We start from the raw sequence: 25,946 nt of genomic DNA on the forward strand, positions 1-25,946 counted from the left end.
TCTCCGGCGCCTTCGGTTCCGGGATGGGCCCCGTCGGCCCTGTGAGGCATACGCCACAGCCCGGGCGGATCACTCCCCGGCCGCGTCCTTCGACGGCGGCTCCGTGCTGCCCGGCCGGGCCTGCACCTCGTCGGTGCACTCGTAGCGGCGCGGGCTCTCGGCGCCGGGACCGCCCAGGACCACCGAGCCGTCGCCCTCGGCCGCGGCCGAGTCGGAGAAGGTGCACACGATCTGCGCGAGGGCGTACGAGGTGAGGCCGGCCGGTGCCGTGCTCAGCCGCAGCGTGTCCTCCGGGTCGCCGGGGCGCGGCCGGCCGACCGTGATGCCGCCGCGGACGTCCGTGCCGTAGCCGGCTTCCTTCTCGGCGGTCGACGGCGGTGTGGCGAGCTGGTCCAGCAGGCCCTGCGCGACGAGCATGCGCCGCTCGGAGTCGGCCGCGCCGTCCGGGACCCGCACGGCCCGGTCGACGGTCACCAGCGAGGATCCGCACAGCAGGAACACCTGCACCGGCAGCCCCCGGGCCGCCTGGGTGGAGACGTCCGACTCGGAGAGGGAGCACTGCACCCGCGAGGGCGCGGGCCCGAAGTTCGTCGGCACCTCCGTGGCCCGGATCCCGCAGCCGGCCAGCAGCACGGCGAGCGCCGGAACGGCGAGCAGCCGGGACACGGCCGCCAGACGCGCGGTCATCATGCGTCCCCCTTCGATTCCTCGCCCAGCGGCCGGTCGGTGCCGCTCTCCTGCCCCGGCTCGTCCTCGGCGGGCTGCTCCTCCGCGGGGGACGTGCCGCGCGGCAGCCGCAGGGTGAACACCGCGCCCGAGTCGGGCGAGTTGGCCGCGGTGATCTCACCGCCGTGGATGTGGGCGTTCTCCAGCGCGATGGACAGCCCGAGGCCACTTCCCTCGGAGCGCGGCCGGGAGGCGCTGGCCTTGTAGAAGCGGTCGAAGACGTGCGGCAGGACGTCCTCCGGGATGCCGGGCCCGTGGTCCCGCACCTCGATGACGATCGAGTCGTCCGCCTCCCGCACGGACACCCGCACCGGGGAACCGCCGTGCTTGAGCGCGTTGCCGATGAGGTTGGCCAGGATGACGTCCAGGCGGCGCGGATCCAGCCGGGCGTGCAGACCGCGCTCGGCGTCCAGCTCGACCGCGTCCAGCCAGGCCCGGGCGTCGATGCAGGCGGTGATCTGGTCGGCGAGGTCCACGTCGTCCAGGACCAGCCGGGCGGTGCCCGCGTCGAAGCGGGTGACCTCCATCAGATTCTCGACCAGGTCGTTCAGCCGCCGTGTCTCGCTGACCACCAGCCGGACGGCCGGCTCGATCATCGGGTCCATGCTGCCGGTCTCCGCCTCCAGCTCCTCCTCCAGGATCTCCGTCACGGCGGTGATCGCGGTGAGGGGCGTGCGGAGCTCATGGCTCATGTCCGCGACGAACCGCCGGGACGCCTCGTCGCGCGCGGCCATGTCGGCGACCCGCTTCTCCAGCGCCTCTGCCGCGTAGTTGAACGTCCGTGACAGATCGGCCAGTTCATCGGTCCCGGAGACCCGCAGCCGGGTGTCCAGCTTGCCCTCGCCGAGCCGCCGCGCGGCCGTCCCGAGCCGCTGCACCGGCTTCAGCACGGTCGTCGCCGCGGCCTGCGCCAGCAGCGCCGAGCCGATCAGCGCGAGCCCCGTGGCGATGCCCAGCGACCAGGCCAGCGAGTTGAGGTCCTTGGCCTCCGGCTCCAGCGACTTGAGCATGTAACCGGTCGGACCGCCGCCGATCACCCGCGTACCGGCCACCAGGTACGGGGTGTCGTGGTCGACTATCCGCTGCCAGTACAGGTGATACGGGTGCTTGTTGGCCCCGTCGACCTTCTGCGTCCTGTTCACCGCCGTGCGCAGCGACTTCGGCACGTCCTGCAGCGAGAAGCCGTTCAGCCCGCCGGAGCTGCCGTAGACGGTCCTGCCCTCGGTGTCACGGCCGACCAGCAGCACGCTGAAGCGCTGGTCGCTGCCCGCCATCTGGCCCGCGGTGTGCTGCAGCTCGTCCTGAGTGGGACGCTCGGGCAGTGCGCCCGCCCGGTTCTGCATCTCCTGCTCGAAGTCGCGCAGCACGGCGTCCTGGGTGCGGGTGAGCACGGCCTCGCGGTTGAGCCAGTACGCGATGGCGGACGCGGACACGGCGGCCGTCAGGGCCACCAGACCGAAGACGACGACCAGCCGCAGCCGCAGGCTCGTGAAGCGCAGCCGCGACAGAACTCCCTTGCGCGCCCCGGTCCAGCCGCGGGCCCCCCCTTGGTGCGCCTGTGTCACTGAGGCGCGTCCAGCCGGTAGCCGACACCCCGGACGGTGCGGATCAGCGTCGGGGACGACGGCACGTCCTCGACCTTGGCACGCAGCCGCTGGACACACGCGTCCACGAGACGCGAGTCGCCCAGGTAGTCGTGCTCCCACACCAGCCGCAGCAGCTGCTGCCGGGACAGCGCCTGGCCGGGCCGCCGGCTCAGCTCCAGCAGCAGCCGCAGCTCGGTCGGCGTGAGCTGGAGGTCCTCGCCGTTCTTCGTCACGGTCATCGCCGAGCGGTCGATGACGAGGCTGCCGAAGCTCGCCGCGTCGTTCGACTCCCGCTCGCCGCGCCGCAGCACGGCCCGGATCCGGGCGTCGAGCACCCGTCCCTGCACCGGTTTGACGACATAGTCGTCGGCGCCGGACTCCAGCCCGACCACCACGTCGATGTCGTCGCTGCGCGCGGTCAGCAGGATGATCGGCAACTGGTCCGTGCGCCGGATGCGCCGGCACACCTCGAACCCGTCGATGCCGGGCAGCATCACGTCCAGCACGATCAGATCCGGCCGCTGCTCACGGAGCAGCTTCAGACCGTCCTCACCGCTGGCAGCGGTCGCCACGCGATGACCCTGGCGCGTCAGTGAGAGCTCCAGGGCCGTCCGGATGGCGTCGTCGTCCTCGATCAGCAACAGGGAAGGCACGCGCTCATTCTGGCCCATGGAGGGGTCGGGGTTCGACCGCTGGGGCCCAGTCGGTCCGGGCCCGTACCGCCGACGCCTGTGGACGGCCCGTGGCCGGCCTGTGGCCGACCCCTGTGACAGGTCTGTGACAGTCGGCGGACACGGCGATGAAAGTGCGGCGGCAAGCTTTTCGGCACAGGCAAGGAAGCCCGCCTGAACAGGCGGGCCGCACATCGGAAGTCCACGACGGGGGGCGCGAGATGAACACGCTGCACGGCATCAGCACCAGCGCAGTTGTCACGCGTCTGCACGACGTGCACCGGGGTTCCGAGAAGTCCGGTGTCGTGAGCACGCGGGGGTGCGCTCACGGTACCGGGCGTCAGCACATCGGGTTCATGACGGTGGTTGACGCGCACACGGGGGAGAACAAGGGGACGGGGGAGGCTCACGGGGGAGCCGCGTACGGGGAGGGCTCGGGGGAGCGCCGCTCGATGGCGGAGGCGGAGTTCACCGCCTACGTCCAGGAGCGCCGCGCCTCCCTGTACGCAACCGCCTACCACCTGACCGGTGACCGCTTCGAGGCCGAGGACCTGCTGCAGAGCGCGCTGTTCTCGACCTACCGGGCGTGGGACCGGATCAGTGACAAGGCGGCGGTCGGCGGATACCTCCGCCGCACCATGACCAACCTGCACATCAGCGCCTGGCGGCGCCGCAAGCTCAACGAATACCCGACCGAGGAACTGCCGGAGACGGCCGGCGACACGGACGCGATGCGCGGCACCGAGCTGCGCGCGGTCCTGTGGCAGGCGCTGGCCCGGCTGCCCGAACTCCAGCGCACCATGCTGGTCCTGCGCTACTACGAGGGCCGCACGGACCCGGAGATCGCGGAGATCCTCGACATCAGTGTCGGCACGGTGAAGTCCAGCATCTGGCGGTCGCTCCGCCGGCTGCGCGAGGACGAGGTCCTCAGCTTCGGCCGTGACGAGGAGGACGCCTTCGGCGAGCTCGTCGCCTGAAGGTCGGGGGGGAGCACCACAAGGGGGCCCACTGGGGGACTGCACGGACGCTGGGGGGCGTCTTCGCAGGAGAGTGGGGACTCGGGGGAGGACAACGGGGGAGTACGGAAGCGGGGCTGGAGGGCCGGGGGGTCCGTCCAGTCCCGCTTTCTTCGTGCCCTGACCGCCTTGATGATCTGTATGGGGTTGCACCTTCCGTAGCGGCATGTGGTCCGGTGGACTTACGTCCCGATGCCTTGGGGAAAGGTCCCTGCTCATGCACTCGTCTTTCATGCCACCCCGTCAGGTCAAGATCGGTGACGCGGCGGCCTTCGTCGGCAGCACGCCACGGGCGATTCGCCATTACCACGAGATCGGCCTCCTCCCCGAGCCTGAGCGGGGCGGCGATGACCGCCGCCGCTACGGGTACGAGGACATGATCCGCTTGCTGTGGATTCGCAAGATGGCAGACGCCGGGATCGCCCTGGACCACATCCGTGACGCCTTCGCCACCGGCACGGCTTCCGCCGGTGCGGACAGCGGAGAAGGGATCGCGGGCATCCTGGAGCGGTTGGAGGAAACCCTCGCCGAGCAGGCGGCGGATTTGCGGCGGCAACGGACCGCCGTGCGGCGGATGCGCACCGAAGGCAGCCGGATTGGCCTGCTCTCCGACTTCGTCGCCGAACGCCTCAAGAGCCTGCCCGAGGGCTCCCTGCGTCAGGCGGACCTGGACAGTCTGCTGGTCACTGAGCGGATCTTCGGCCCGCTCGGCGCTGCCGTCCAGGCCACCCGCTTCGTCGTCCTGGCCACACATCCCACTCTGCGGGCCGATTCCGACCGCATCGATGACGCCGAGGAGGCACTCGATGACAGTGTCGCCGTCGATGACCCACGGGTGGCCCAAGTGGCCGCCGAGCGGCACGCCTTCGAAAGCGCCCTGCAGGCCGTCATCGAGGAGTCCGGCCTGGGCAAGGACGACGATGCCCTCTTCGACGCCTGGGACACCATGCACCCCGCCACCGCCGATGACGGCGAGGGCGAGGCCGGCCGCGGCTCTGGCGGGTGGGAAGCTGACTCCACGAGCGTGTTCGAAGCCGCCGGCACGATGCCCTACGACTTCTCCCCAGCCCGCCTGCGCTGTATGGAACTGGCGGAAGAACTATCCGCCCAAGAGGCACCCGCTACTCGAAACACGCCTTAGGCCGCCGTACGGAGGCTCTCGCACCGGCCCGCCGCCGCTGCCGCCAGCCGGCCCATCGCCTCGTCGCGGTCGCAGGCGTACGCGCCCAGCGCCGTCTGACGGGAGACGATCGTCCGCTCCTGGCGCATCAGCCGCCAGCCGCGGCGCAGGAGGAACGGCACCGACTTGCGGCCCTCCCTCAGGTCCCGCAGGAAGCGGCGGCGGAACGTCTTCACCGGGCCCCGGCTCAGGCACAGCGCGTCGGCGAGGACGCCGAGTTCACGGCAGCGCGTGACGATCTCCGCGGCGAAGACGCCCTCCGCGATGAACAGGGGGGTCCGTCCGATGTCGACCGTCTCGTCGCCGGTGCGGGCGCTGAGCGAGATGTCGTAGACGGGAACCCCCGTACGGCCCGTGCGGCACAGCTCGGTGATGGCGGCGACGGCCGTGTCCGCGTCCCAGGAGTCCGGGTGGTCCCAGTCGATGTCGGAGCTCCCCGCCACCAGGGGCAGTGTCGGGTCGTCGCCCTCCTTGTAGAAGTCGTCGAGCCGCAGCACCGGGAGGCCGGAGCGGGCCGCGAGGAGGGACTTGCCGGAGCCGGAAGGGCCGCAGAGCAGCACGACTCGCGTCGGTATGGGCAGAGGAGAACTCACGGGACACCAGTGTGAGGCATCGACAGGGGGTCGTACGACCCCGCGGGTCGGCTTTGATGCGCGCGTCACATCTCAACTACCCTTCGTGTCGTTCCGATTACCCAAAGCGCCAGAAGGTGGCAGTGATGGCCCGACACGACTCACCCATGAAGCCGACCGCCCAGCGCGCCCTGGCCGTTCTCGCGACCGCCGGCATGGCGCTGGGGGCGGGTGCGGGTGCGGCGGCGGCCGCGGCGGGCACCGGCTCGGTCCTGGACGTGGTCCACACCTCGGTGGGGAAGACCGACCCCCGGGCCGGCCTCGAGGCGGCGGGCGACACCCTCTCCCACACCACCGGAGCGGCCACGGGTCTCAAGCCCAATCCCCTCGCCGGCACGGGAGTCGACCCGCTCGAGAACAGCGTCGGCACCGAGGTCGCCGACTTCAAGCCGATGTCGTCCCGGGAGGTGACGGGGCCGGTGGCTCAGGCGCCGTCCATCGGGGGCATGCCGGTGGTGGAGCGCCTGAACGAGCCGCTCTCGCGCTGAATCATCGCCCTCGCAGCGGGACCTCCCGGATCAGCCACGCCACCGCGAAGGCCACGGCGCACAGCGTGGCCGTGCCGAGCGCGACACCATGCAGACCGTCCACCACGCCGGCCCGGAACACGCCCTGGACCGGTTCCGGCAGGTTTCGCAACAGTCCGGGGGTCAGCTCCCCCTCGGTGAGCCGCCCGCCCTCGGCGCCGAGCCCGTCCGTCACGGCAGCCGTGAGCCGGCCGGTGTAGACGGACCCGAGGACGGCGACGCCCAGGGAGCCGCCGATGGTGCGCAGCAGCGTCTGGGTGCCGCTGGCCGCGCCCATGTCGCGGGGCTCGGCGCTGTTCATCGTGATGAGCATGGCCGGCTGCATCAGACAGCCGATGCCCACGCCGAGCGCCAGCGTCAGACCGGAGGCGACGGGCACCGTCGTGTCCGTGCCGAGCGACAGCAGCGACACTGCCCCCGCCGTGGCCAGCGCGCCGCCCGCGATGGGATAGGCGCGGTAGCGTCCGCCACCGGCGATCCGCCGGCCGATGACGAGCTGGGCGCCGATCATGCCCAGCATCAGCGGGAGCAGCAGCAGTCCGCTCCGGGTGGACGACATGTCCCGTACGAACTGCAGGTACTGGGGCAGATAGGCTGCCGCCGCGAGCATGGCCGCGCCCGCGACGAAGCTGAGGATTTGCGCGACCGTGAAGTTCCGGTCCCTGAAGAGCCTGGGTGGGATCACCGGTTCCGGGGCGCGCCGCTCGACCCGCACGAAGGCGGCCAGCATCACCGCGCAGAGCAGGGCGAGCCCGACGATCTGCGGTGACGTCCAGGCGTACGTCGTCCCGGCCCAACTCGCCAGCAGCGTCAGGGCGAGGACCGCGCCGGTGAGCAGCCCGGCCCCCGCCAGGTCGATCGGCGCCTTCACGCGGGTCGTGCGCAGCCGGACACCGCGGCCGACGAGGATCAACGCGAGGGCGCCGACCGGGACGTTGACGTAGAACACCCAGCGCCAGTCAAGGTGGTCCGTGAGGAAGCCGCCGGCCAGGGGGCCGCCGATCATCGCGGCGGGCAGCAGCACTCCGATCAGCGACTGGGCGCGTCCCGCCTCGGCAGGGGTGAGCAGCGTGCCGATGAGTGAGAGCGCCCCTACGAACAGGCCGCCCGCGCCGATTCCCTGCAGGGCCCGGAACGCGATCAACTGGCCCATGTCCTGCGCGAGTCCGCACAGCACCGAGCCGGCCAGGAACACGGTGATGGACGTGAGGTAGCTGCCCTTGTGGCCGTAGAGGTCGCCGATCTTGCCCCAGATCGGGGTGGAGACGGCCGTGGTCAGCAGATAGGCGGTGAGCACCCAGGAGAGGTGGTCGAGGCCGCCGAGGTCACCGACGATGGTGGGCAGTGCGGTGCCGACGACGGTTCCGTCGAGCGTGGCGAGCACGATGCCGAGCAGCAGTCCGAGGATGACGAGCCGGGAAGGCGGGTCGGCCGGCCGGGCCGCCCCTTCCGCGGAGGTCTCCGCCGCGCGTGTGTCCATGATTCCCCCTCTTGCGTGATCGGTGGTCAGGCGACGTAACGGCGGACGGACTTGGCGTCGCGCAGGGCGTGGCCCCACCAGGCGAGCTGGTCGAACAGGGCCTTCGCGGCGGTGTCGGCGGCGGGGTCCTTGCAGGCGCCGTCCTCGTCGAAGCGGCTCCACGCGTCGTGGAAGCTGACGGTGTTGCGGATGGTCGTGGCGTTCACCTCGGCCATGACGACCCGCAGTTGCTCCACCGCGCGCAGACCGCCGGACAGGCCGCCGTAGGAGACGAAGCCGACCGGCTTGCCGTGCCACTCCTCGCCGTGCCAGTCGATCGCGTTCTTCAGGGACGCCGGGAAGCTGTGGTTGTACTCGGGTGTGACGAGGACGAAGGCGTCGGCCGCGGCGAGGCGCGGTGACACGAGGGCCAGTTGCTCGCGGGAGCCGGGCGGCGGCTGCCGGCCGAAGGCCGGGAACACGGTCGGCAGCGGCGTCTCGGCGAGGTCCACGACGTCGGCCGTCAGATCGTCGCGCTGCTCGAGATGGCCGGTCAGCCACTTCGTCACCACGGGTGCGAAGCGCCCCTCGCGGGTCGAGCCGACGAGGACGGCGACGCGGAGCGGTTCGGTGCGGTCGGGCATGGGTCCCCCTTGGCGGTGTACGGCGTATCTAGGTGCGTACAACGTACACAGCAATGTGTACGCCGTCTACTGGCGATACGCTGTACGCGACAGGTCGACCGGGAGGAGTGGCATGGGGGTCGCGAAGAATTCGAGGAACGCGGACAAGAAGGGTGAGGGCGGTGGCGAGGGGCCCTCTCTCTGGGAGCGCATGGAGCGGCCGGCCCCCCTCCCGCGCGCCTCACTGACCCTGGAGCGGATCGCCGCCGCCGCGGTCGAGATCGCCGACGAGGAGGGCGGCGCCGCCGTCACCATGCGCCGCCTCGCCACCAGACTCGGCGTCGCCCCCATGGCGGCCTACCGGCACGTCAGCGGCAAGGACGACCTCTGGGCGCTCATGATCGACCGGGTCTTCCGGGATCTGGCCGTCCCGGAGGGCGCGACGGACTGGCGGGAGGTGCTGCGTGCCTACGCCCTGCAGACCCGGGAGCTGATGCTCGCCCATCCGTGGATGGCGGCCATGCCGATGCCCCTCGTCATGCTCACACCGTCACGGATGGCCGTGACGGAACGGCAGCTGGCCGCGCTCGCCGACTTCGGCCTGGACGCCGACTCGGTCATGGCAGCCTTCCGGGCCGTCGCCTCCTTCGTGCACGGCTCGGCCCAGACCGAGATCGCCCTGCGGGACTACCAGGAACGCAACGGCTGGACCAGCGGCGACGAGACCCGCCAGGCACTCGCCCCGCAGATGCGCTACCTGATGAGCACGGGCCGCTACCCGGCCTTCGAGCAGTACGCCCTCGGCGCGACCCGCAAGGACGACCGGGCCTGGGAGTTCGCCTTCGGCCTCGACTGCGTCCTCGACGGCATCGGGCAGCGGCTCGGGATCTGAGGCTGAGCGGACGCGGAGAAGCCCCGGGCCTCCTGGACGGAGGAGGGCCGGGGCTTCCGTATCGAGGGGGGCGGGCTAGTACGAGGAACCCGACGCGCCCAGTGACCCCGTGGGGTGCCAGACCGTTTTGGTCTCCAGGAACGCCGTCAGACGGTCGATCCCGGGGGTCTCCGCGTAATCCACAGGCTGTGGACGGAGAACCCGCTTGAGGTTGTCGGCCGCCGCGATCTCCAGTTCCTTCGCGAGGACCTCGTCGGCACCCGCGAGGTCGATCGCGTTGACGTCCTGGTGGGACGCCAGCGGGGCCGCGATCTCGGCCGTACGGCCCGACAGGACGTTGACCACGCCGCCGGGGACGTCCGAGGTGGCCAGCACCTCGGCCAGGGACAGGGCGGGAAGCGGCGCCTTCTCGCTCGCCGCCACGACCGCCGTGTTGCCCGTCGCGATCACCGGAGCGAGCACCGACACCAGGCCCAGGAACGACGACTCCTGCGGCGCCAGCACCGCGACCACACCCGTCGGCTCGGGCGAGGACAGGTTGAAGAACGGGCCCGCGACCGGGTTGCCGCCGCCGACCACCTGGGCGATCTTGTCGGTCCAGCCCGCGTACCAGACCCACCGGTCGATCGTCGCGTCCACGACCGCCGCCGCCTTGGACTTGGACAGCCCCTCGGCGTCCGCCACCTCACGGGTGAACTGGTCGCGGCGGCCCTCCAGCATCTCGGCGACGCGGTACAGGACCTGACCGCGGTTGTACGCCGTCGCCCCGGACCAGCCGCCGAACGCCTTGCGTGCCGCCACGACCGCGTCCCGGGCGTCCTTGCGGGACGACAGGGGCGCGTTCGCCAGCCACTTGCCCTTCGAGTCGGTCACCTCGTACACCCGGCCGCTCTCGGAACGCGGGAACTTCCCGCCGACGTACAGCTTGTAGGTCTTGAACACCGACAGTCGCGCATCAGACATCGAGGTACGCCTCCAGGCCGTGGCGGCCGCCCTCGCGGCCGAAGCCCGACTCCTTGTAACCGCCGAACGGCGACGTCGGGTCGAACTTGTTGAACGTGTTGGACCAGACGACCCCGGCGCGGAGCTTGTTCGCGACCGCCAGGATGCGCGAGCCCTTCTCCGTCCAGATGCCGGCGGACAGGCCGTACGGCGTGTTGTTGGCCTTGGCGACCGCCTCGTCCGGAGTGCGGAAGGTCAGCACCGACAGCACCGGGCCGAAGATCTCGTCGCGGGCGATCCGGTGCGCCTGGGTGACGTTCGTGAAGAGCGTCGGGGCGAACCAGTAGCCGCTCTCCGGCAGCTCGCACGCCGGCGACCACCGCTCGGCGCCCTCCGCCTCGCCCTGCTCGACGAGCGAGGTGATACGGGTGAGCTGCTCCTCGGAGTTGATCGCGCCGATGTCGGTGTTCTTGTCCAGCGGGTCACCGAGACGGAGGGTGGAGAGCCTGCGCTTCAGGGACTCCAGGAGCTCCTCCTGGATCGACTCCTGGACCAGCAGACGGGAGCCCGCGCAGCAGACCTGGCCCTGGTTGAAGAAGATGCCGTTGACGATGCCCTCGACGGCCTGGTCGATCGGGGCGTCGTCGAAGACGATGTTGGCGCCCTTGCCGCCCAGTTCGAGCGTGACCTTCTTGCGGGTCCCGGCGACCGTGCGGGCGATCTCCTTGCCGACGGCCGTGGAGCCGGTGAAGGCGACCTTGTTCACATCCGGATGGGCGATCAGCGCCGCGCCCGCGTCGCCGTAACCCGGGAGGATGTTGACGACGCCCTTGGGCAGGCCCGCCTGGCGGCAGATCTCCGCGAAGAACAGCGCCGAGAGCGGGGTCGTCTCGGCCGGCTTCAGGACGACCGTGTTGCCCGTCGCCAGCGCCGGGGCGATCTTCCACGCCAGCATGAGCAGGGGGAAGTTCCAGGGGATGACCTGGCCCGCGACGCCCAGCGGCCTCGGGTTCGCGCCGAACCCGGCGTGGTCGAGCTTGTCGGCCCAGCCCGCGTAATAGAAGAAGTGCGCCGCGACCAGGGGGAGGTCCGCGTCGCGGGTCTCCTTGATCGGCTTGCCGTTGTCGAGGGTTTCGAGGACGGCGAGCTCGCGGGAACGCTCCTGGATGATCCGCGCGATGCGGAACAGGTACTTGGCGCGCTCCGAGCCCGGCAGCGCCGACCACTTCTCGAAGGCCCTGCGCGCGGCCTTCACCGCGCGGTCGACGTCCTCGGAACCGGCCTGGGCGATCTCGGAGAGGACCTCCTCGGTGGACGGGGAGACGGTCTTGAAGACCTTGCCGTCCGCCGCTTCGACGAACTCGCCGTCGATGAACAGGCCGTACGAGGGGGCGATGTCGGCGATCGCGCGCGACTCGGGGGCCGGGGCGTATGCGAATACCGAAGACACGTTTTCCACAGTCATGGGGTCTCAGTCCACCGTCACGTAGTCGGGGCCGGAGTAGCGGCCGGTGGCCAGCTTCTGCCGCTGCATCAGCAGGTCGTTCAGCAGCGAGGAGGCGCCGAAGCGGAACCAGTGGTTGTCCAGCCAGTCCTCGCCCGCGGTCTCGTTGACCAGCACGAGGAACTTGATGGCGTCCTTGGAGGTGCGGATGCCGCCGGCCGGCTTCACGCCGACCTGGATGCCGGTCTGCGCGCGGAAGTCCCGCACCGCCTCCAGCATGAGCAGCGTGTTCGCCGGGGTCGCGTTGACGGCGACCTTCCCGGTGGAGGTCTTGATGAAGTCCGCCCCCGCCAGCATGCCGAGCCAGCTCGCACGGCGGATGTTGTCGTACGTCGAGAGCTCGCCGGTCTCGAAGATGACCTTCAGGCGCGCGGAGGTCCCGCAGGCCTCCTTCACGGCGGTGATCTCGTCGTACACCTTCAAGTATCGGCCCGCGAGGAACGCCCCGCGGTCGATGACCATGTCGATCTCGTCGGCACCCGCCGCGACGGCGTCGCGCACGTCGGCCAGCTTGACGTCGAGCGCGGCGCGTCCGGCCGGGAACGCCGTGGCCACCGAGGCGACCTTCACGCCGGAACCGGCGACGGCCTCCTTGGCCACGGCCACCATGTCGGGATAGACGCAGACCGCCGCGGTGGCGGGCGTCGTACGGTCCGTGGGGTCGGGCTTGACCGCCTTCGCGCCGAGCGCCCGGACCTTGCCCGGGGTGTCCGCGCCTTCGAGCGTCGTCAGGTCGACCATCGAGATGGCGAGGTCGATGGCGTACGCCTTCGCGGTCGTCTTGATCGAACGGGTGCCGAGGGAGGCCGCGCGGGCCTCGAGTCCGACCGCGTCGACGCCGGGGAGCCCGTGGAGGAAGCGGCGCAGCGCGCTGTCGGACGCGGCGACGTCCTTGAGGGGGTGAGCTGCGGTGAGTGCAGAACTGGGCATGGTCACCAGACGAGCATATCTACGCGCGTAGCGGCTGTACAGTCCCCGGTTCTCTCCGGACGGAATCCGACGGTTGCCCTCGGGCGGATGAGGACCCCGCGGACGGGTCCGGCAGAATCGAGACATGACGAGCCCCGAACCCCAGCCGCCGGCGCCGCAGCCTTCGGAACCCGAGTCCAAGGACCGGGTGTACCGGTCGGTCCCGGCCATCGCCGGTGGCGTGCTGCTGCTCGCCATCGCCGGGTGGCTCGGTATCGACGCGGTGATCTCCGGTGAGGGGCGCACGCCGTGGCTCGCGCTCGCCGTGCTGCTCGTCGTCGCGCCGCTCGTCGTCGCCTTCACGCTGCGCCCGGCCGTGTACGCCGGCGACGACCGGCTGCGGATCCGCAACCCCTTCCGGCTCGTCGTCGTGCCCTGGGGCCAGGTCGCCTCGCTGCGCTCCGCCTACTCGAACGAGGTCCTCACCGAGTCCGGTACGAAGTACCAGCTGTGGGCCGTGCCCGTCTCGCTGCGGGCGCGAAAGAAGGCCGCGCGGCGCGAGATGCGGGCGACGGCGCAGGTGCGCCGGGAGATGGGCCGGGACGAGGGCCGGGGCAGTGCGCTCGGGATGCGGGCGGGCCTGGACGGTGGCCTCGGCGGGGACTCCGTATCCGAGGGGCCCGTTCGGGCCGAGACCGACCGGATCATGGACGAGCTGCGCGGGCTGCACGAGGCACGGCGCCAGGCGGAGCCGGCACAGGGCGAGGTGACCGTACGGTGGGCCTACGAGGTGCTGGCTCCGGCGGTCGCCGGGGCCCTGCTGGTGCTGATCCTGGTGGCGACGGGCTGACCGCCGCCAGAAAAGCGGTGGAGACGGTGCGGCCCCGCCCCTAGGTTCGGGCCATGAGTACCCGTACCTTCCGTGTCACCGTGCGAGGCGTCTTCGACGGACTGAGCCCCGGGCCAGCGGGCCGAACTGCTGGAGCGGGCCGCCGAGCACGACGTGCTGCGCGCGGCCTTCACCCCTGAAGGGAGCCTCACCTACGACGTGGCCCTGCGCCCCGCCTTCACCTTCCGCTTCCTGGACTCCGGGGAGGCCGAGGAGGACATCCTGGAGGCCGCCGAGCGGGCCGAGGCGTCGGCGCGGGCGTGGCTGGAGCAGCGCGGGTACGGCTACAAGAACCTCCGGTCCACCGCCGAGGACCTCTCCCAGGCGCCTCTCGGCAAGCGGCAGCGGCGGGAGGCCGCCCGGAAGACTTCCTGAGTTCTCGGCGGGGGCGGTGGTGCGGGGCCTCGGCGGGCGCGGTGGTGCGGGGTCTCCGCCTCAGATGCCCGCCGCCGTGGACAGATCGCGCTTGATCGACTCCAGCAGCGCCGTCGCCTGCGCGCGGGCCTCCGGGAGGTCCTTGTGCGACCCGACCGGGATCACGACCTCCAGGTAGCACTTCAGCTTCGGCTCCGTGCCGCTCGGGCGGACGATCACCCGGGCGCCGTCGAGGGTGTAGCGCAGGCCGTCCGTGGGCGGGAGGTCGGCCGTGCCCTTGGTGAGGTCGTCGGTACGGGTGATCGGCAGGCCGGCCAGCTCCGTCGGCGGCTGTTCGCGCAGGCGGCGCATGGCGGCGGCGATGAGGGAGAGGTCCTCGACGCGGACCGAGAGCTGGTCCGTCGCGTGCAGACCGTGCTCCACCGCCAGGTCGTCCAGCAGGTCGAGGAGCGTGCGGCCCTCCTCCTTGAGCTGCGAGGCCAGTTCCGTGATCAGCAGCGCGGCGGTGATGCCGTCCTTGTCGCGTACGCCGTCGGGATCCACGCAGTAGCCCAGGGCCTCCTCGTAGCCGAAGCGCAGGCCCTCGGCGCGGGCGATCCACTTGAAGCCGGTGAGGGTCTCGACGTGGGGGACGCCCGCCTTCTCGGCGATGCGGCCGAGGAGGGACGACGAGACGATCGACTCCGCGAAGGTGCCGGTCGCTCCGCGGCGGACCAGATGGGCGGCGAGCAGGGCACCGACCTCGTCGCCGCGCAGCATGCGCCAGTCGGTGCCGTCTGTGCCGTCTGCGTTGTCCTGTACGGCGACGGCGCAGCGGTCCGCGTCCGGGTCGTTGGCGATGATCAGGTCCGGGGCGGTCTCGCCGGCGCGGGCCGTCGCGAAGGCCAGGTCCATCGCGCCGGGCTCCTCCGGGTTGGGGAACGCGACGGTCGGGAACTCCGGGTCGGGTTCGGCCTGCTCCGCGACGAGGACCGGCTCCGGGAAGCCGGCGCGGGCGAAGGCGGCCAGGAGGACGTCCTTGCCGACGCCGTGCATCGCCGTGTACACCGTGCGGGCCGTGCGGGGGGAGCCCTCGGACAGGACGGCGTCCGTGCGGGCGAGGTAGGCCTCGAGGACGCTGTCGTCGAGGGTGTCCCAGCCTTCGGTGGGGCGGCGGACGGTGGTGAGGGACGGGACGGCGGCGATCTCCGCCGCGATGTCGATGTCCGCCGGGGGGACGATCTGCGAGCCGTCGCCGAGGTAGACCTTGTAGCCGTTGTCGCGGGGCGGGTTGTGGCTGGCGGTGACCTCCACGCCCGCGACCGCGCCGAGATGCCTTATCGCGAAGGCGAGCACGGGGGTCGGGAGGGGGCGGGGGAGGACGGCCGCGCGCAGGCCCGCGCCGGTCATGACGGCGGCGGTGTCCTGGGCGAAGTCGTGGGACTTGTGGCGGGCGTCGTAGCCGATGACGACGAGGCCGTTGTCGTGGCCCTGCTTCTTGAGGTACGCGGCGAGGCCGGCGGCGGCGCGGATGACGACCGAGCGGTTCATGCGCATGGGGCCGGCGCCGAGTTCGCCCCGGAGGCCGGCGGTGCCGAACTGGAGGGTGCCGCTGAAGCGGACGGCGAGTTCGGTGTGGTCCCGGGCGTCGATGAGGCCGGCCAGCTCGGTGCGGGTGTCCGGGTCGGGGTCCTCGGTGAGCCACGCCTGGGCCTGTGCGATGAGTTCTTCGTGCACGGTGTGGGGTCAGCCTCTCCGGTGTGGTGTGGGTCTGCGCGGGGTGGTGGGGGTGCGCGTCTTCGCGTGACGCCGGTGGTGGGTCGGGGCCGCGCCGGGGGGGGTGTCCGTCCTCGGAACGGCGCGATGAGGTCGCGTACCGACTAACCGTCCGCTGACGCGCCAACCGCTGCGGGCGGACACCCCCCGACACGGCCCCTTCTCGCCGTTCGCGGGTGCGTCCCCCTGAGGCGGCCGGGGCTTCTCGTCGTGGGCGGCCGCGACGGCATTCTCGCGCGGGCGACTGCAACCCCCCAGGGGCGCGGGGAACCGCGCGACCAGCCACTACGGGCCCGCAGCCGCCGGACCGCCTCCCGAAGCCTTCTCAGAGGCGGCCGAGGACCTGCGTGAGCAGGGAACCCATGCGTGCCGCGGAGTCGCGGCCCGCCTGGAGGACTTCCTCGTGGTTCAGGGGCTCACCCGTCATGCCCGCCGCCAGGTTGGTGACGAGGGAGATGCCCAGGATTTCGGCGCCGGCCTCACGCGCTGCGATCGCCTCGAGGACCGTCGACATGCCCACCAGGTCCGCACCGATGACCCGGGCCATGCGGATCTCGGCCGGAGTCTCGTAGTGCGGGCCGGGGAACTGGGCGTAGACGCCCTCCTCCAGCGTGGCGTCGACCTCCTTGCACAGGGCCCGCAGGCGCGGGGAGTACAGGTCGGTGAGGTCGACGAAGTTCGCGCCGATGATGGGGGAGGTGGCGGTGAGGTTGATGTGGTCGCTGATGAGGACCGGCTGGCCGGGGCGCATGCCCTCGCGCAGGCCACCGCAGCCGTTCGTGAGGACGACCGTCTTGCAGCCGGCCGAGACCGCGGTGCGGACGCCGTGGGCGACCGCGGCCACTCCGCGGCCCTCGTAGTAGTGCGTACGGCCCAGGAAGACCAGGGCGCGCTTGTTGCCGATCCGGTAGGAGCGGATCTTGCCCCCGTGGCCCTCCACCGCCGGTGGCGGGAAACCGGGGAGCTCGGTGACCTGGAACTCGGCCTCGGGGGCGCCCAGGGCGTCCACGGCCGGGGCCCAGCCGGAGCCCATCACGAGGGCGACGTCGTGGGTCTCGGCGCCCGTCAGTTCGCGCAGGCGGGCCGCGGCGGCGTCGGCGGCCGCGTGGGGGTCGCCCTGGATGTCGTCCGGAAGAAGAGATGCGTTCACGCCGACGAGGGTAGCGGCTGTTTGCCTACGCGCGTAGATGGCAGAGCTCACGGGGTGGCGATCGTTGTCTTGTCGTTTCCGACGAGTGCCTTCGTCAGGGCTGCCGTCAGCAGGGGCGCTTGCGGAGCTCCATCACGTAGTCGTGGGGAGCGCCGGCCGATTCGGCCGCGTCGGCGATCTCGCCCAGGTAGCGGGCGGAGGGCAGGCCGCCCTCGTAGGCGTTCAGGGCGAAGGCCCAGGCGGTGTCCTCACCGTCCAGGGTGTGGGCCCGCACGCGCGTACGGCGGTAGATGTCGAGGCCCACGCCCTCCCAGCGGTCCAGCGACTCCTCGTCCATCGGGGCGATGTCGTAGAGCGAGACGAAGACCTGGGAGAGGGGGTCCTCGACGATCGTCGGCAGCGCGCCCTCCCAGCCCATGTGCTCGCCGCCGAAGGTCAGTCGCCATCCGTTCAGCCAGCCGGTGGCGCGCAGCGGCGAGTGCGGGGCGCGGCGGGACATCAGCCGCGCGTCGAGGTTGCCGGCGTACGCGGCGTAGAGCGACATGGGGGAAGGGTACGGCAGGTGGTCCGGCGTCACTCGTGTAACGACAGGCGCGTGGGCGGGCCCCCGGGCGGTGTCACGTTGTTGCGTGCGGGACAATGGAGTACGTGACTCGGATCGTGATCATCGGTGGCGGACCCGGCGGATACGAAGCGGCGCTGGTGGCCGCTCAACTCGGCGCGGAGGTGACCGTCGTCGACTGCGACGGTCTGGGCGGGGCGTCGGTGCTCACCGACTGCGTGCCGTCGAAGACTCTGATCGCCACGGCCGAGGTGATGACCACCTTCGACTCCTCGTACGAGGAGCTGGGGATCATCGTCGCCGACGACACCCCGCCCATGGAGCAGGCCGCCCGGGTGGTGGGCGTCGACCTGGGCAAGGTCAACCGGCGTGTGAAGCGGCTCGCGCTCGCCCAGTCGCACGACATCACGGCCTCCGTGACGCGTGCCGGAGCGCGGGTCATGCGCGGCCGCGGGCGGCTGGAGGGCATGCAGGCGCTGGACGGGTCGCGAAAGGTGGTGGTGCGCGCCGCCGACGGCAGTGAGGAGACCCTGACCGCGGACGCCGTGCTCATCGCCACCGGCGGGCACCCCCGTGAGCTGCCCGACGCCCAGCCGGACGGCGAGCGGATCCTGAACTGGACCCAGGTGTACGACCTCGACGAGCTCCCCGAGGAGCTGATCGTGGTCGGGTCCGGTGTGACCGGCGCCGAGTTCGCCGGTGCCTACCAGGCCCTGGGTTCGCGGGTGACGCTCGTGTCGTCGCGCGACCGCGTGCTGCCCGGCGAGGACCCGGACGCGGCGGCCGTGCTGGAGGACGTCTTCCGGCGGCGCGGCATGAACGTGATGGGGCGTTCGCGCGCGCAGTCCGCCAAGCGGGTGGGGGACCGGGTCGAGGTGACCCTCGCCGACGGGCGGGTCATCACCGGGTCGCACTGCCTCATGGCCGTCGGCGCCGTCCCCAACAGCGCGGGCATGGGGCTGGAGGACGCCGGCGTCCGGCTGCGCGAGTCCGGCCACATCTGGACCGACCGGGTGTCCCGTACGACCGCTCCCGGTGTGTACGCGGCCGGTGACGTGACCGGCGTGTTCGCCCTCGCGTCCGTGGCCGCCATGCAGGGCCGCATCGCCATGTACCACTTCCTGGGCGACGCCGTGGCCCCGCTGAACCTGAAGACCGTCTCCTCGAACGTCTTCACCGACCCGGAGATCGCCACCGTCGGCTACACCCAGGCCGACGTCGACGGCGGGAAGATCGACGCCCGGGTCGTGAAGCTCCCGCTGCTGCGCAACCCGCGCGCGAAGATGCAGGGCATCCGCGACGGCTTCGTCAAGCTCTTCTGCCGGCCGGGCACGGGCATCGTGGTCGGCGGTGTCGTCGTGGCGCCGCGCGCCTCGGAACTGATCCACCCCATCTCGATCGCGGTCGACAACAATCTGACCGTCGAACAGATCGCGAACGCCTTCACCGTCTATCCCTCCCTGTCGGGCTCGATCGCCGAGGTGGCACGGCAGCTGCACACGCGCAAGGAGAACGGCGAGGGCTGAGGCCGAAACCGGCTCCTCGCCGGCCACGGGGAGTGTTCGACCATTCGTACGGCATAGGCGGCGGGACTAGGCCCTATACCACTTCCCGCTGCCGGGTGCGAACATCTTCTGCTATTCAGCGCAAACTGCTGAAAGCAGACGGTCGCTGGCGTTACTGTCAGTTTCGTGTTCGCTGCAGAACGTCGCCAATTGATCCTCGAAATGGTGCGAGCGAACGGGGCCGTGTCGCTCCGTGAGCTCGCCCGCGTCGTCCAGACCTCCGAAGTGACCGTACGGCGGGACGTGCGCGCGCTGGAGGCAGAAGGACTCCTCGACCGCCGGCACGGCGGTGCGGTACTGCCGGGCGGTTTCACGCGGGAGTCCGGCTTTCCGCAGAAGTCTCATCTCGCGACCGCCGAGAAGACCGCCATCGCCGACCTCGCCGCGAACTTCGTGGAAGAGGGGGAGGCGATCGTGGTCGGGGCGGGTACGACGACCCAGGAGCTGGCCCGCCGGCTCGCCCGGGTGCCCGGGCTCACCGTCGTCACCAACTCCCTCCTCGTCGCCCAGGCGCTGGCCCATGCCAACCGGGTCGAGGTCGTGATGACCGGCGGTACGCTCCGCGGTTCGAACTACGCGCTGGTCGGGAGCGGGGCGGAGCAGTCCCTGCACGGGCTGCGGGTGTCGCGGGCGTTCCTGTCCGGGGCCGGGTTGACCGCGGAGCGCGGGCTGTCCACGTCCAACATGCTGTCGGCGTCCGTCGACCGGGCGTTGGTACAGGCCGCGGCGGAGGTGGTGGTGCTCGCCGACCACACGAAGCTCGGCACCGACACCATGTTCCAGACCGTGCCGACGGACCTCATCACGCGCCTCGTCACGGACGAGCCGCCCGCTCATGACGACCGTGCGGCCACGGAACTCCAGGCGCTGGCCGACCAGGGCGTGCAGATCGCCGTGGCCGGGGGGCAAGGGGGTTCGGCCGGCTCGGGAGCGGGAGGGCCGGGGGGTGAGTCCGTTCCGTCGCGTCAGCAGCGGCGGGATGTGCCGGTGCCCGGGCCTCGGCGGCAGGTGCCGGGGGGTGGCGGCCAGCTGAGGTCTGCTTCCGCCTCTGCCTCCATGCTGGGTGAGCAGGGGCCCGGGGCGGAACGGGCGCGGGTCGCGGATCTGCGGCGGCGTTGACGCCGACAGTGGGTTGAGCTGCGGTCGCTTTTCAGGCACCCGGCGTTGTTGCTGATGCCGGGTGGGTCCGCAACCCGGCGGAACGGGGTGCCTCCCCCAAGCTCTCGGCTTCGCTCGAGCAGGGGGGACCCCCACGCCCACCCGTGCCGCCCCTGGCGGCACGCATGCCCGCAGCTGGGCCAGAGCGCGCCTGGGACGGGTCGCGGCACGCGCCCGCAGATGAGGCTTGGCGCGAGCCATGACGCTCCCGCACCCGCCCTCGGACGCAAGGGGCCGTGTCGGGGGGTGTCCGCCCGCAGCGGTTGTCGCGTCAACGGACAGTCAGGCGGCGTGCAAGCCCATCGCGACGTTCCGAGGACGGACACCCCCCGGCGCGGCCCCGACCCACACCCGGCGTCACGCGAAGACGCGCACCCCCACCCGGCGCCACGCGAAGGCGCGCCCGAGGGGCAGGCCGGACACACCTCGGCGCGGCGCCCACCCCCGAGGGGCGGGCGCCGCGCCAGGGGGCGGAACCGTCAGTCCTTGATCTCGCAGATCGCCGCGCCCGACGTCACCGACGCGCCGATCTCCGCGCTCAGGCCCTTGATCGTGCCCGAGCGGTGCGCGTTCAGCGGCTGCTCCATCTTCATGGCCTCCAGGACGACGACCAGGTCGCCCTCCTTGACCTCCTGGCCCTCCTCGACGGCGACCTTGACGATCGTGCCCTGCATCGGGGAGGCGAGGGTGTCGCCGGACGCCACGGGGCCCGACTTCTTCGCCGCGCGGCGCTTCGGCTTGGCGCCGGCCGCGAGACCCGTACGGGCCAGCGACATGCCCAGCGACGACGGCAGGGAGACCTCGAGGCGCTTGCCGCCGACCTCGACGACGACCGTCTCGCGGCCCGGCTCCTCGTCCGTGTCCGCATCGGCCGGCGCGGCGAACGGCTTGATCTCGTTGACGAACTCCGTCTCGATCCAGCGGGTGTGCACCGTGAACGGGTCCGACGAGTCCGTCAGCTCGGGCGCGAACGCCGGGTCCTTCACCACCGCGCGGTGGAAGGGGATCGCCGTCGCCATGCCCTCGACCTGGAACTCCTCCAGCGCGCGGGCGGCCCGCTGCAGCGCCTCCTTGCGCGTACGGCCGGTGATGATCAGCTTGGCCAGCAGGGAGTCCCACGCCGGGCCGATGACCGAACCGGACTCCACACCCGCGTCCAGACGGACACCCGGGCCGGACGGCGGGGCGAACATCGTGACCGTCCCCGGAGCGGGGAGGAAGTTGCGACCCGGGTCCTCGCCGTTGATGCGGAACTCGAAGGAGTGGCCGCGCAGCTCCGGGTCGCCGTAGCCGAGCTCCTCGCCGTCGGCGATGCGGAACATCTCGCGCACGAGGTCGATGCCGGCGACCTCCTCGGTGACCGGGTGTTCCACCTGGAGACGGGTGTTGACCTCCAGGAAGGAGATCGTGCCGTCGACGCCGACGAGGAATTCGACCGTGCCGGCGCCGACGTAGCCGGCCTCCTTCAGGATGGCCTTGGAGGCGGAGTACAGCTCCTCCACCTGCGCGTCGGACAGGAAGGGGGCCGGGGCCTCCTCCACCAGCTTCTGGTGACGGCGCTGCAGGGAGCAGTCACGGGTGGAGACGACGACCACGTTGCCGTGCTGGTCGGCCAGGCACTGGGTCTCCACGTGCCGCGGCTTGTCCAGGTACCGCTCGACGAAGCACTCGCCCCGGCCGAAGGCGGCGACGGCCTCACGGACCGCCGAGTCGTACAGCTCCGGCACCTCTTCGAGGGTGCGGGCGACCTTCAGACCACGACCGCCACCACCGAAGGCGGCCTTGATCGCGATCGGCAGGCCGTGCTGCTCGGCGAACGCGACGACTTCGTCCGCACCGGACACCGGGTCGGGCGTGCCGGCCACCAGCGGGGCACCCGCGCGCTGCGCGATGTGCCGGGCGGCGACCTTGTCACCGAGGTCGCGGATCGCCTGCGGCGGCGGACCGATCCAGATCAGGCCCGCGTCCAGGACCGCCTGAGCGAACTCGGCGTTCTCCGAGAGGAAGCCGTAGCCGGGATGGATCGCGTCCGCGCCCGACTCGCGGGCGGCGTTGAGCACCTTCTCGATGTCGAGGTAGCTGGTGCCCGGCGTGTCACCGCCCAGGGCGAACGCCTCATCCGCGGCGCGGACATGCAGAGCGTCCCGGTCCGGGTCGGCGTAGACGGCCACGCTCGCGATACCGGCATCCCGGCAGGCCCGGGCCACGCGGACAGCGATTTCGCCACGGTTGGCGATGAGCACCTTGCGCACGATTGAGGCTCCCTCCTTGAAACAAGCCGAGTTTAGGGACAGCCGACACGACACTTCGACCCGTCCCCAGTGGTGAGCTTTCCCACACGGAGCGTGATGCGTGGCTCGCTCGACCCGCGAAATCCCTTGTCGCACCGCGGTACGCAGCACTCTTGCGGGAAACCCTAGCCGTCCCCTGTGGTCAAGGTCTCTGTCATCACGTGCTGCGGGCCACTCGGTTTCTTTGTCGAGTCCCTACGAATGGCCCAATGATTCTTTGCCCGCTGCCGGACCCTTGTCCCCCGGTTTACCGGTTAGTAGCGTTCGCGATGTCTTCAAGGGAAGAGGGTGGGCCCGGTGATACGCAGGCCGGTGGCGTGGGTCGTGGCGGTGGTGCTGTTCGCGGAGGCGTTCGGCGTCGCGGCGCTGAACTGGTTCCTGGGGATGGTCGTCGACCGGCAGGACATGTCGCTGGCCGGGCTGGACCCGCACATGATGTCGGTGTCGTCGAAGATCGGCGGGATCGCCTTCGGCCTCTACTACGCCCTGTGCGGCCTGGTCGCCCTGCTGGTGGCGCTGCGGGACCGGCCCCCGGCGGGCCTCGGGCGCGTGCTGCTGATCAGCGCGGCGGTCGTGCACGGGCTGCTGGGCGCCGTCACCTGGGGACTCGTCGGCTGGACCGCGTTCCTCTTCATGGTGCTGGTCCTCGCCCTGATCGTGCTGCTGCTGATGACCTACGACCGCCCGGCGGAGCCCGCCGACGCCGCGCCCGCGGGCGGGAAGAGCGGCGACGGGCCCCCGGTCACTTCTCCGCCGGCGCCCACAACTCCGTGATGCCGACCCCCAGGCCGGCCAGCAGCCGCCGGACCAGGGGGAGGCTGATGCCGATGACGTTGCCGTGGTCGCCGTCGATGCCGTCGATGAACGGCGCCGAGCGGCCGTCCAGGGTGAACGCACCGGCGACGTAGAGGGGTTCGCCGGAAGCGACGTAGGCGGCGATCTCCTCGTCCGTGGGATCGCCGAAGTGGACGACCGTGGACGCGGTGGCGGAGACGTACCGGCCGGTGAGCGTGTCGTAGACGCAGTGGCCGGTCTGGAGGGTGCCGGCCCGGCCGCGCATCGACTTCCAGCGGGCGGTGGCCTCCTCGGCGTCGGAGGGCTTGCCGAGGGCCTGGCCGTCGAGGTCGAGCACCGAGTCGCAGCCGATCACGAGCGCGCCCTTGACCTCCGGGCGGGCCGCCACGACGGAGGCCTTGGCCTCGGCCAGGGCCAGCGCCAGCTCGGCGGGGGTGGGAGCGGTGACGGCGTCCTCGTCGACGCCGCTCACGATCACCTCGGGGGCGAGGCCGGCCTGGCGGAGCAGGCCGAGCCGGGCGGGGGACTGGGAGGCGAGGACGAGTCGGCGGCGCGGCTGATCTGTCATGCGTTCAGCGTATCGGCGTCACCCGGCGCGTCTCACCTCACGCCGATCACGATCATCCCCAGCACCATGGCCAGGGCCAGGAGAACGCTCAGCCGCCGCAGCATGTCCTGCATGTCACGCATTTCTTCGGGCGGTTCGTTCTCGGGGTCGGACCACAGCATGTCACCAGCGTGCGGCCTGGCAGGGCGGGGCGCCTGAGTAGCGGTACTCAAATCGGCGCCCCGCGTCGTTCCACCGTGCGCGGTTCCCCGCGCCCCCGCGAGGGGAGCTCTAGCCCGGCCAGTAGGTGCGGCCCCACGCCGACGGCCCCGGCTGGGGCAGGCGGTGGGCCGCGATGCGGGACGGGTCGGACCAGGAATCGCGGGACGTCGGCGCGCCGGGCGGGGCGGCAGCCGCCGCCGCGGCGCGCGCCCTGACCACCGCCAGGGCGGCGGCCAGCTCCTCCGGGGTCGGGTTGCCCCGTACGACCTTGATCGTCATGTGGGCCTCCTGGGCTCGCTGCGGACTAGAGGGGGATGTTGCCGTGCTTCTTCGGAGGCAGGGATTCCCGCTTCGTCCGCAGTTGACGCAGACCCCGCACGACGTGCCGGCGGGTCTCGGACGGCAGGATCACGGAGTCGATGTAACCGCGCTCGGCCGCGACGTAGGGGTTGAGGAGGGCGTCCTCGTACTCCTGGATCAGCCGGGCCCGGACCGCCTCCAGATCCTCGCCGTTCGCCTCGGCCTCCGCGATCGTGCGGCGGTGCAGGATGTTGACCGCGCCCTGGGCGCCCATGACGGCGATCTGGGCGGTGGGCCAGGCGAGGTTGAGGTCGGCGCCCAGGTGCTTGGAACCCATGACGTCGTAGGCGCCGCCGAAGGCCTTGCGCGTGATGATCGTGATGAGCGGGACGGTCGCCTCGGCGTAGGCGTAGATCAGCTTGGCGCCGCGGCGGATGATGCCGTCGTGCTCCTGGCCGACGCCGGGCAGGAAGCCGGGGACGTCGACGAACGTGATCACCGGGACGTTGAAGGCGTCACAGGTCCGCACGAAGCGGGCGGCCTTCTCGCTGGCCTTGATGTCCAGGCAGCCGGCGAGCTGCGTCGGCTGGTTGGCGATGATGCCGACCGGGTGGCCCTCGACCCGGCCGAAGCCGGTGACGATGTTCGGCGCGTACAGCGGCTGCGTCTCGAAGAACTCGGCGTCGTCCAGGACGTGCTCGATCACCGCGTGCATGTCGTACGGCTGGTTCGCGCTGTCCGGGACGATCACGTCCAGCTCGCGGTCCTCGTCGCTGACCTCGAGGTCGGCCTCCTCGGGGAAGACAGGCGCCTCGGAGAGGTTGTTGGACGGCAGGTAGGACAGCAGCTGCTTGATGTACTCGATGGCGTCCTTCTCGTCGCCCGCCATGTGGTGGGCCACGCCGGAGGTCGCGTTGTGGGTCCGGGCGCCGCCCAGCTCCTCGAAGCCGACGTCCTCGCCGGTGACGGTCTTGATGACGTCGGGGCCGGTGATGAACATGTGCGAGGTCTGGTCGACCATCACCGTGAAGTCGGTGATGGCCGGGGAGTAGACCGCGCCGCCCGCGCACGGCCCGACGACCAGGCTGATCTGCGGGATGACGCCGGAGGCGTGGGTGTTGCGGCGGAAGATCTCGCCGTAGGCGCCGAGCGAGGCGACGCCCTCCTGGATCCTCGCCCCGCCGGAGTCGTTGATCCCGATGACCGGGCAGCCGGTCTTCAGGGCGAAGTCCATGACCTTGACGATCTTCTGGCCGTAGACCTCGCCGAGGGCACCGCCGAAGACGGTGAAGTCCTGGGAGAACACGGCGACCGGGCGGCCGTCGACGGTGCCGTACCCGGTGACGACCCCGTCGCCGTACGGGCGGTTCTTGTCGAGGCCGAAGTTCGTGGAACGGTGCCGGGCGAACTCGTCGAGCTCGACGAAGGAGCCCTCGTCGAGCAGGAGCTCGATCCGCTCACGGGCCGTCAGCTTGCCCTTGGCGTGCTGCTTTTCGACGGCACGAGCGGAGCCGGCGTGTGTCGCTTCCTCGATGCGTCGCTTCAGATCCGCGAGCTTGCCCGCGGTCGTGTGAATGTCGGGCTGCTGCTGCTCTTCCGGCTCGGACATCGGGATGCGGCTCCCTGCCTGCTCAAAAGGGGGGACGGTTACTCATCCGTAGACTAGTGGG

24 protein-coding genes and 2 pseudogenes are annotated in these 25,946 nt (G+C 71.3%); 9 read left to right on the forward strand and 17 right to left on the reverse strand.

Annotated elements, in window-relative coordinates; all coding sequences use genetic code 11:
• Positions 1 to 69 precede the first annotated feature (69 nt).
• From ABTX60_RS04480 to afsQ1, 3 genes are read right to left on the reverse strand one after another with little or no spacing between them, the layout of a single operon-like run.
• On the reverse strand, positions 70 to 690 hold the full coding sequence (locus ABTX60_RS04480) for a hypothetical protein (protein WP_502992272.1): 621 nt from the start codon (positions 688 to 690) through the stop codon (positions 70 to 72).
• A complete protein-coding gene (locus tag ABTX60_RS04485) occupies positions 687 to 2,291 on the reverse strand; it encodes an ATP-binding protein (protein ID WP_352095573.1) in 1,605 nt (534 codons plus the stop codon). Before ABTX60_RS04485 ends, ABTX60_RS04480 begins: the two co-directional genes overlap by 4 nt.
• Complete coding sequence (gene afsQ1, locus ABTX60_RS04490) at positions 2,288 to 2,965, reverse strand: two-component system response regulator AfsQ1 (protein WP_053675520.1); 678 nt, start codon at positions 2,963 to 2,965, stop codon at positions 2,288 to 2,290. The genes ABTX60_RS04485 and afsQ1 overlap by 4 nt, the downstream gene beginning before the upstream one ends.
• 239 nt (positions 2,966 to 3,204) lie before the next feature.
• Here afsQ1 and ABTX60_RS04495 point away from each other — a divergent pair, with 239 nt between their 5' ends.
• Together ABTX60_RS04495 and ABTX60_RS04500 are read left to right on the forward strand one after the other, a co-directional pair.
• Complete coding sequence (locus ABTX60_RS04495) at positions 3,205 to 3,960, forward strand: SigE family RNA polymerase sigma factor (RefSeq protein WP_352095574.1); 756 nt, start codon at positions 3,205 to 3,207, stop codon at positions 3,958 to 3,960.
• Positions 3,961 to 4,216: 256 nt separating this feature from the next.
• Positions 4,217 to 5,140: a MerR family transcriptional regulator gene (locus tag ABTX60_RS04500; protein ID WP_352095804.1), complete on the forward strand. Its 924-nt coding sequence runs from the start codon at positions 4,217 to 4,219 to the stop codon at positions 5,138 to 5,140.
• Here ABTX60_RS04500 and ABTX60_RS04505 read toward each other — a convergent pair.
• The gene (locus ABTX60_RS04505) at positions 5,137 to 5,841 is read right to left on the reverse strand and encodes a uridine kinase family protein (protein WP_352095575.1); all 705 of its coding nucleotides are present in this window, start codon (positions 5,839 to 5,841) and stop codon (positions 5,137 to 5,139) included. The two genes, ABTX60_RS04500 and ABTX60_RS04505, sit on opposite strands and share 4 nt — an antisense overlap.
• A gap of 56 nt (positions 5,842 to 5,897) precedes the next feature.
• On the opposite strand from ABTX60_RS04505, the gene ABTX60_RS04510 reads away from it, so the two are divergent.
• Positions 5,898 to 6,299 (forward strand): hypothetical protein, encoded by a 402-nt coding sequence (locus ABTX60_RS04510; protein ID WP_352095576.1) that lies wholly within the window; start codon positions 5,898 to 5,900, stop codon positions 6,297 to 6,299.
• A gap of 1 nt (position 6,300) precedes the next feature.
• Here the strand turns inward: ABTX60_RS04510 and ABTX60_RS04515 are convergent, their stop codons facing one another.
• Both ABTX60_RS04515 and ABTX60_RS04520 read right to left on the reverse strand, forming a co-directional pair.
• On the reverse strand, positions 6,301 to 7,818 hold the full coding sequence (locus ABTX60_RS04515; RefSeq protein ID WP_352095577.1) for a DHA2 family efflux MFS transporter permease subunit: 1,518 nt from the start codon (positions 7,816 to 7,818) through the stop codon (positions 6,301 to 6,303).
• Positions 7,819 to 7,844: 26 nt separating this feature from the next.
• Positions 7,845 to 8,441, reverse strand: a complete 597-nt coding sequence (locus ABTX60_RS04520; protein WP_352095578.1) for an NADPH-dependent FMN reductase — start codon at positions 8,439 to 8,441, stop codon at positions 7,845 to 7,847.
• A 112-nt stretch (positions 8,442 to 8,553) separates the two neighbouring features.
• On the opposite strand from ABTX60_RS04520, the gene ABTX60_RS04525 reads away from it, so the two are divergent.
• A complete protein-coding gene (locus tag ABTX60_RS04525) occupies positions 8,554 to 9,312 on the forward strand; it encodes a TetR/AcrR family transcriptional regulator (protein ID WP_352095579.1) in 759 nt (252 codons plus the stop codon).
• A gap of 75 nt (positions 9,313 to 9,387) precedes the next feature.
• Here the strand turns inward: ABTX60_RS04525 and ABTX60_RS04530 are convergent, their stop codons facing one another.
• Genes ABTX60_RS04530 through deoC form a run of 3 tightly spaced genes read right to left on the reverse strand, consistent with a single transcriptional unit; the run spans position 9,388 to position 12,688 of the window.
• Complete coding sequence (locus tag ABTX60_RS04530; RefSeq protein ID WP_352095580.1) at positions 9,388 to 10,275, reverse strand: aldehyde dehydrogenase family protein; 888 nt, start codon at positions 10,273 to 10,275, stop codon at positions 9,388 to 9,390.
• Positions 10,268 to 11,704 (reverse strand): aldehyde dehydrogenase family protein, encoded by a 1,437-nt coding sequence (locus ABTX60_RS04535; RefSeq protein ID WP_352095581.1) that lies wholly within the window; start codon positions 11,702 to 11,704, stop codon positions 10,268 to 10,270. The genes ABTX60_RS04530 and ABTX60_RS04535 overlap by 8 nt, the downstream gene beginning before the upstream one ends.
• A gap of 21 nt (positions 11,705 to 11,725) precedes the next feature.
• Positions 11,726 to 12,688: a deoxyribose-phosphate aldolase gene (deoC, locus tag ABTX60_RS04540; protein WP_352095805.1), complete on the reverse strand. Its 963-nt coding sequence runs from the start codon at positions 12,686 to 12,688 to the stop codon at positions 11,726 to 11,728.
• 124 nt (positions 12,689 to 12,812) lie between these two features.
• Between deoC and ABTX60_RS04545 the strand changes: the two genes are divergently transcribed.
• Both ABTX60_RS04545 and ABTX60_RS04550 read left to right on the forward strand, forming a co-directional pair.
• Complete coding sequence (locus tag ABTX60_RS04545; protein ID WP_352095582.1) at positions 12,813 to 13,517, forward strand: PH domain-containing protein; 705 nt, start codon at positions 12,813 to 12,815, stop codon at positions 13,515 to 13,517.
• Positions 13,518 to 13,570: 53 nt separating this feature from the next.
• Positions 13,571 to 13,931 (forward strand): annotated as a pseudogene (locus ABTX60_RS04550) (DUF6204 family protein).
• A 60-nt stretch (positions 13,932 to 13,991) separates the two neighbouring features.
• Here the strand turns inward: ABTX60_RS04550 and ABTX60_RS04555 are convergent.
• The 3 genes from ABTX60_RS04555 to ABTX60_RS04565 all read right to left on the reverse strand — a co-directional run bounded on the left by ABTX60_RS04555 (position 13,992) and on the right by ABTX60_RS04565 (position 17,380).
• Positions 13,992 to 15,647 (reverse strand): phospho-sugar mutase, encoded by a 1,656-nt coding sequence (locus ABTX60_RS04555; protein ID WP_352095583.1) that lies wholly within the window; start codon positions 15,645 to 15,647, stop codon positions 13,992 to 13,994.
• Between the two features lie 364 nt (positions 15,648 to 16,011).
• Complete coding sequence (locus ABTX60_RS04560) at positions 16,012 to 16,836, reverse strand: purine-nucleoside phosphorylase (RefSeq protein WP_352095584.1); 825 nt, start codon at positions 16,834 to 16,836, stop codon at positions 16,012 to 16,014.
• 106 nt (positions 16,837 to 16,942) lie between these two features.
• Positions 16,943 to 17,380 carry a gamma-glutamylcyclotransferase family protein gene (locus ABTX60_RS04565; RefSeq protein ID WP_352095585.1) on the reverse strand — a complete coding sequence of 146 codons (438 nt, stop codon included), beginning with the start codon at positions 17,378 to 17,380 and terminating at the stop codon, positions 16,943 to 16,945.
• A gap of 86 nt (positions 17,381 to 17,466) precedes the next feature.
• On the opposite strand from ABTX60_RS04565, the pseudogene ABTX60_RS04570 reads away from it, so the two are divergent.
• Both ABTX60_RS04570 and ABTX60_RS04575 read left to right on the forward strand, forming a co-directional pair.
• Positions 17,467 to 18,924: pseudogene (locus tag ABTX60_RS04570) on the forward strand (NAD(P)H-quinone dehydrogenase); the annotation flags it as partial.
• Between the two features lie 165 nt (positions 18,925 to 19,089).
• A complete protein-coding gene (locus tag ABTX60_RS04575; RefSeq protein ID WP_352095586.1) occupies positions 19,090 to 20,082 on the forward strand; it encodes a DeoR/GlpR family DNA-binding transcription regulator in 993 nt (330 codons plus the stop codon).
• Between the two features lie 518 nt (positions 20,083 to 20,600).
• Here the strand turns inward: ABTX60_RS04575 and ABTX60_RS04580 are convergent.
• On the reverse strand, positions 20,601 to 22,373 hold the full coding sequence (locus ABTX60_RS04580) for an acetyl/propionyl/methylcrotonyl-CoA carboxylase subunit alpha (protein WP_352095587.1): 1,773 nt from the start codon (positions 22,371 to 22,373) through the stop codon (positions 20,601 to 20,603).
• A 336-nt stretch (positions 22,374 to 22,709) separates the two neighbouring features.
• Between ABTX60_RS04580 and ABTX60_RS04585 the strand changes: the two genes are divergently transcribed.
• Entirely contained in the window at positions 22,710 to 23,186 is a 477-nt protein-coding gene (locus ABTX60_RS04585; protein ID WP_352095588.1) for a hypothetical protein, read from the forward strand.
• Here the strand turns inward: ABTX60_RS04585 and ABTX60_RS04590 are convergent.
• The 4 genes from ABTX60_RS04590 to ABTX60_RS04605 form a co-directional block, all read right to left on the reverse strand.
• Positions 23,155 to 23,775 carry a Maf family protein gene (locus tag ABTX60_RS04590; RefSeq protein WP_352095589.1) on the reverse strand — a complete coding sequence of 207 codons (621 nt, stop codon included), beginning with the start codon at positions 23,773 to 23,775 and terminating at the stop codon, positions 23,155 to 23,157. The genes ABTX60_RS04585 and ABTX60_RS04590 overlap by 32 nt on opposite strands.
• A gap of 32 nt (positions 23,776 to 23,807) precedes the next feature.
• Entirely contained in the window at positions 23,808 to 23,936 is a 129-nt protein-coding gene (mmpB, locus tag ABTX60_RS04595) for a morphogenic membrane protein MmpB (RefSeq protein ID WP_107092457.1), read from the reverse strand.
• A gap of 109 nt (positions 23,937 to 24,045) precedes the next feature.
• The gene (locus ABTX60_RS04600) at positions 24,046 to 24,255 is read right to left on the reverse strand and encodes an acyl-CoA carboxylase epsilon subunit (RefSeq protein WP_344458318.1); all 210 of its coding nucleotides are present in this window, start codon (positions 24,253 to 24,255) and stop codon (positions 24,046 to 24,048) included.
• 25 nt (positions 24,256 to 24,280) lie between these two features.
• Positions 24,281 to 25,885, reverse strand: coding sequence for an acyl-CoA carboxylase subunit beta (locus ABTX60_RS04605; protein ID WP_352095590.1), 1,605 nt, complete (start codon positions 25,883 to 25,885; stop codon positions 24,281 to 24,283).
• Positions 25,886 to 25,946 lie beyond the last annotated feature (61 nt).

Source organism: Streptomyces sp. NPDC126510 (assembly GCF_040302345.1).
Taxonomy (GTDB): Bacteria; Actinomycetota; Actinomycetes; order Streptomycetales; family Streptomycetaceae; genus Streptomyces.

Bases quoted from the DNA above. Each gene is read 5' to 3' on its own strand.
- ABTX60_RS04480 (WP_502992272.1), bottom strand. From the start codon at position 690: ATGATGACCGCGCGTCTGGCGGCCGTGTCCCGGCTGCTCGCCGTTCCG.
- ABTX60_RS04495 (WP_352095574.1), top strand. From the start codon at position 3,205: ATGAACACGCTGCACGGCATCAGCACCAGCGCAGTTGTCACGCGTCTG.
- ABTX60_RS04500 (WP_352095804.1), top strand. From the start codon at position 4,217: ATGCACTCGTCTTTCATGCCACCCCGTCAGGTCAAGATCGGTGACGCG.
- ABTX60_RS04510 (WP_352095576.1), top strand. From the start codon at position 5,898: ATGGCCCGACACGACTCACCCATGAAGCCGACCGCCCAGCGCGCCCTG.
- ABTX60_RS04515 (WP_352095577.1), bottom strand. From the start codon at position 7,818: ATGGACACACGCGCGGCGGAGACCTCCGCGGAAGGGGCGGCCCGGCCG.
- ABTX60_RS04520 (WP_352095578.1), bottom strand. From the start codon at position 8,441: ATGCCCGACCGCACCGAACCGCTCCGCGTCGCCGTCCTCGTCGGCTCG.
- ABTX60_RS04525 (WP_352095579.1), top strand. From the start codon at position 8,554: ATGGGGGTCGCGAAGAATTCGAGGAACGCGGACAAGAAGGGTGAGGGC.
- ABTX60_RS04530 (WP_352095580.1), bottom strand. From the start codon at position 10,275: ATGTCTGATGCGCGACTGTCGGTGTTCAAGACCTACAAGCTGTACGTC.
- deoC (WP_352095805.1), bottom strand. From the start codon at position 12,688: ATGCCCAGTTCTGCACTCACCGCAGCTCACCCCCTCAAGGACGTCGCC.
- ABTX60_RS04545 (WP_352095582.1), top strand. From the start codon at position 12,813: ATGACGAGCCCCGAACCCCAGCCGCCGGCGCCGCAGCCTTCGGAACCC.
- ABTX60_RS04565 (WP_352095585.1), bottom strand. From the start codon at position 17,380: ATGTCGCTCTACGCCGCGTACGCCGGCAACCTCGACGCGCGGCTGATG.
- ABTX60_RS04590 (WP_352095589.1), bottom strand. From the start codon at position 23,775: ATGACAGATCAGCCGCGCCGCCGACTCGTCCTCGCCTCCCAGTCCCCC.
- mmpB (WP_107092457.1), bottom strand. From the start codon at position 23,936: ATGCTGTGGTCCGACCCCGAGAACGAACCGCCCGAAGAAATGCGTGAC.
- ABTX60_RS04600 (WP_344458318.1), bottom strand. From the start codon at position 24,255: ATGACGATCAAGGTCGTACGGGGCAACCCGACCCCGGAGGAGCTGGCC.
- ABTX60_RS04605 (WP_352095590.1), bottom strand. From the start codon at position 25,885: ATGTCCGAGCCGGAAGAGCAGCAGCAGCCCGACATTCACACGACCGCG.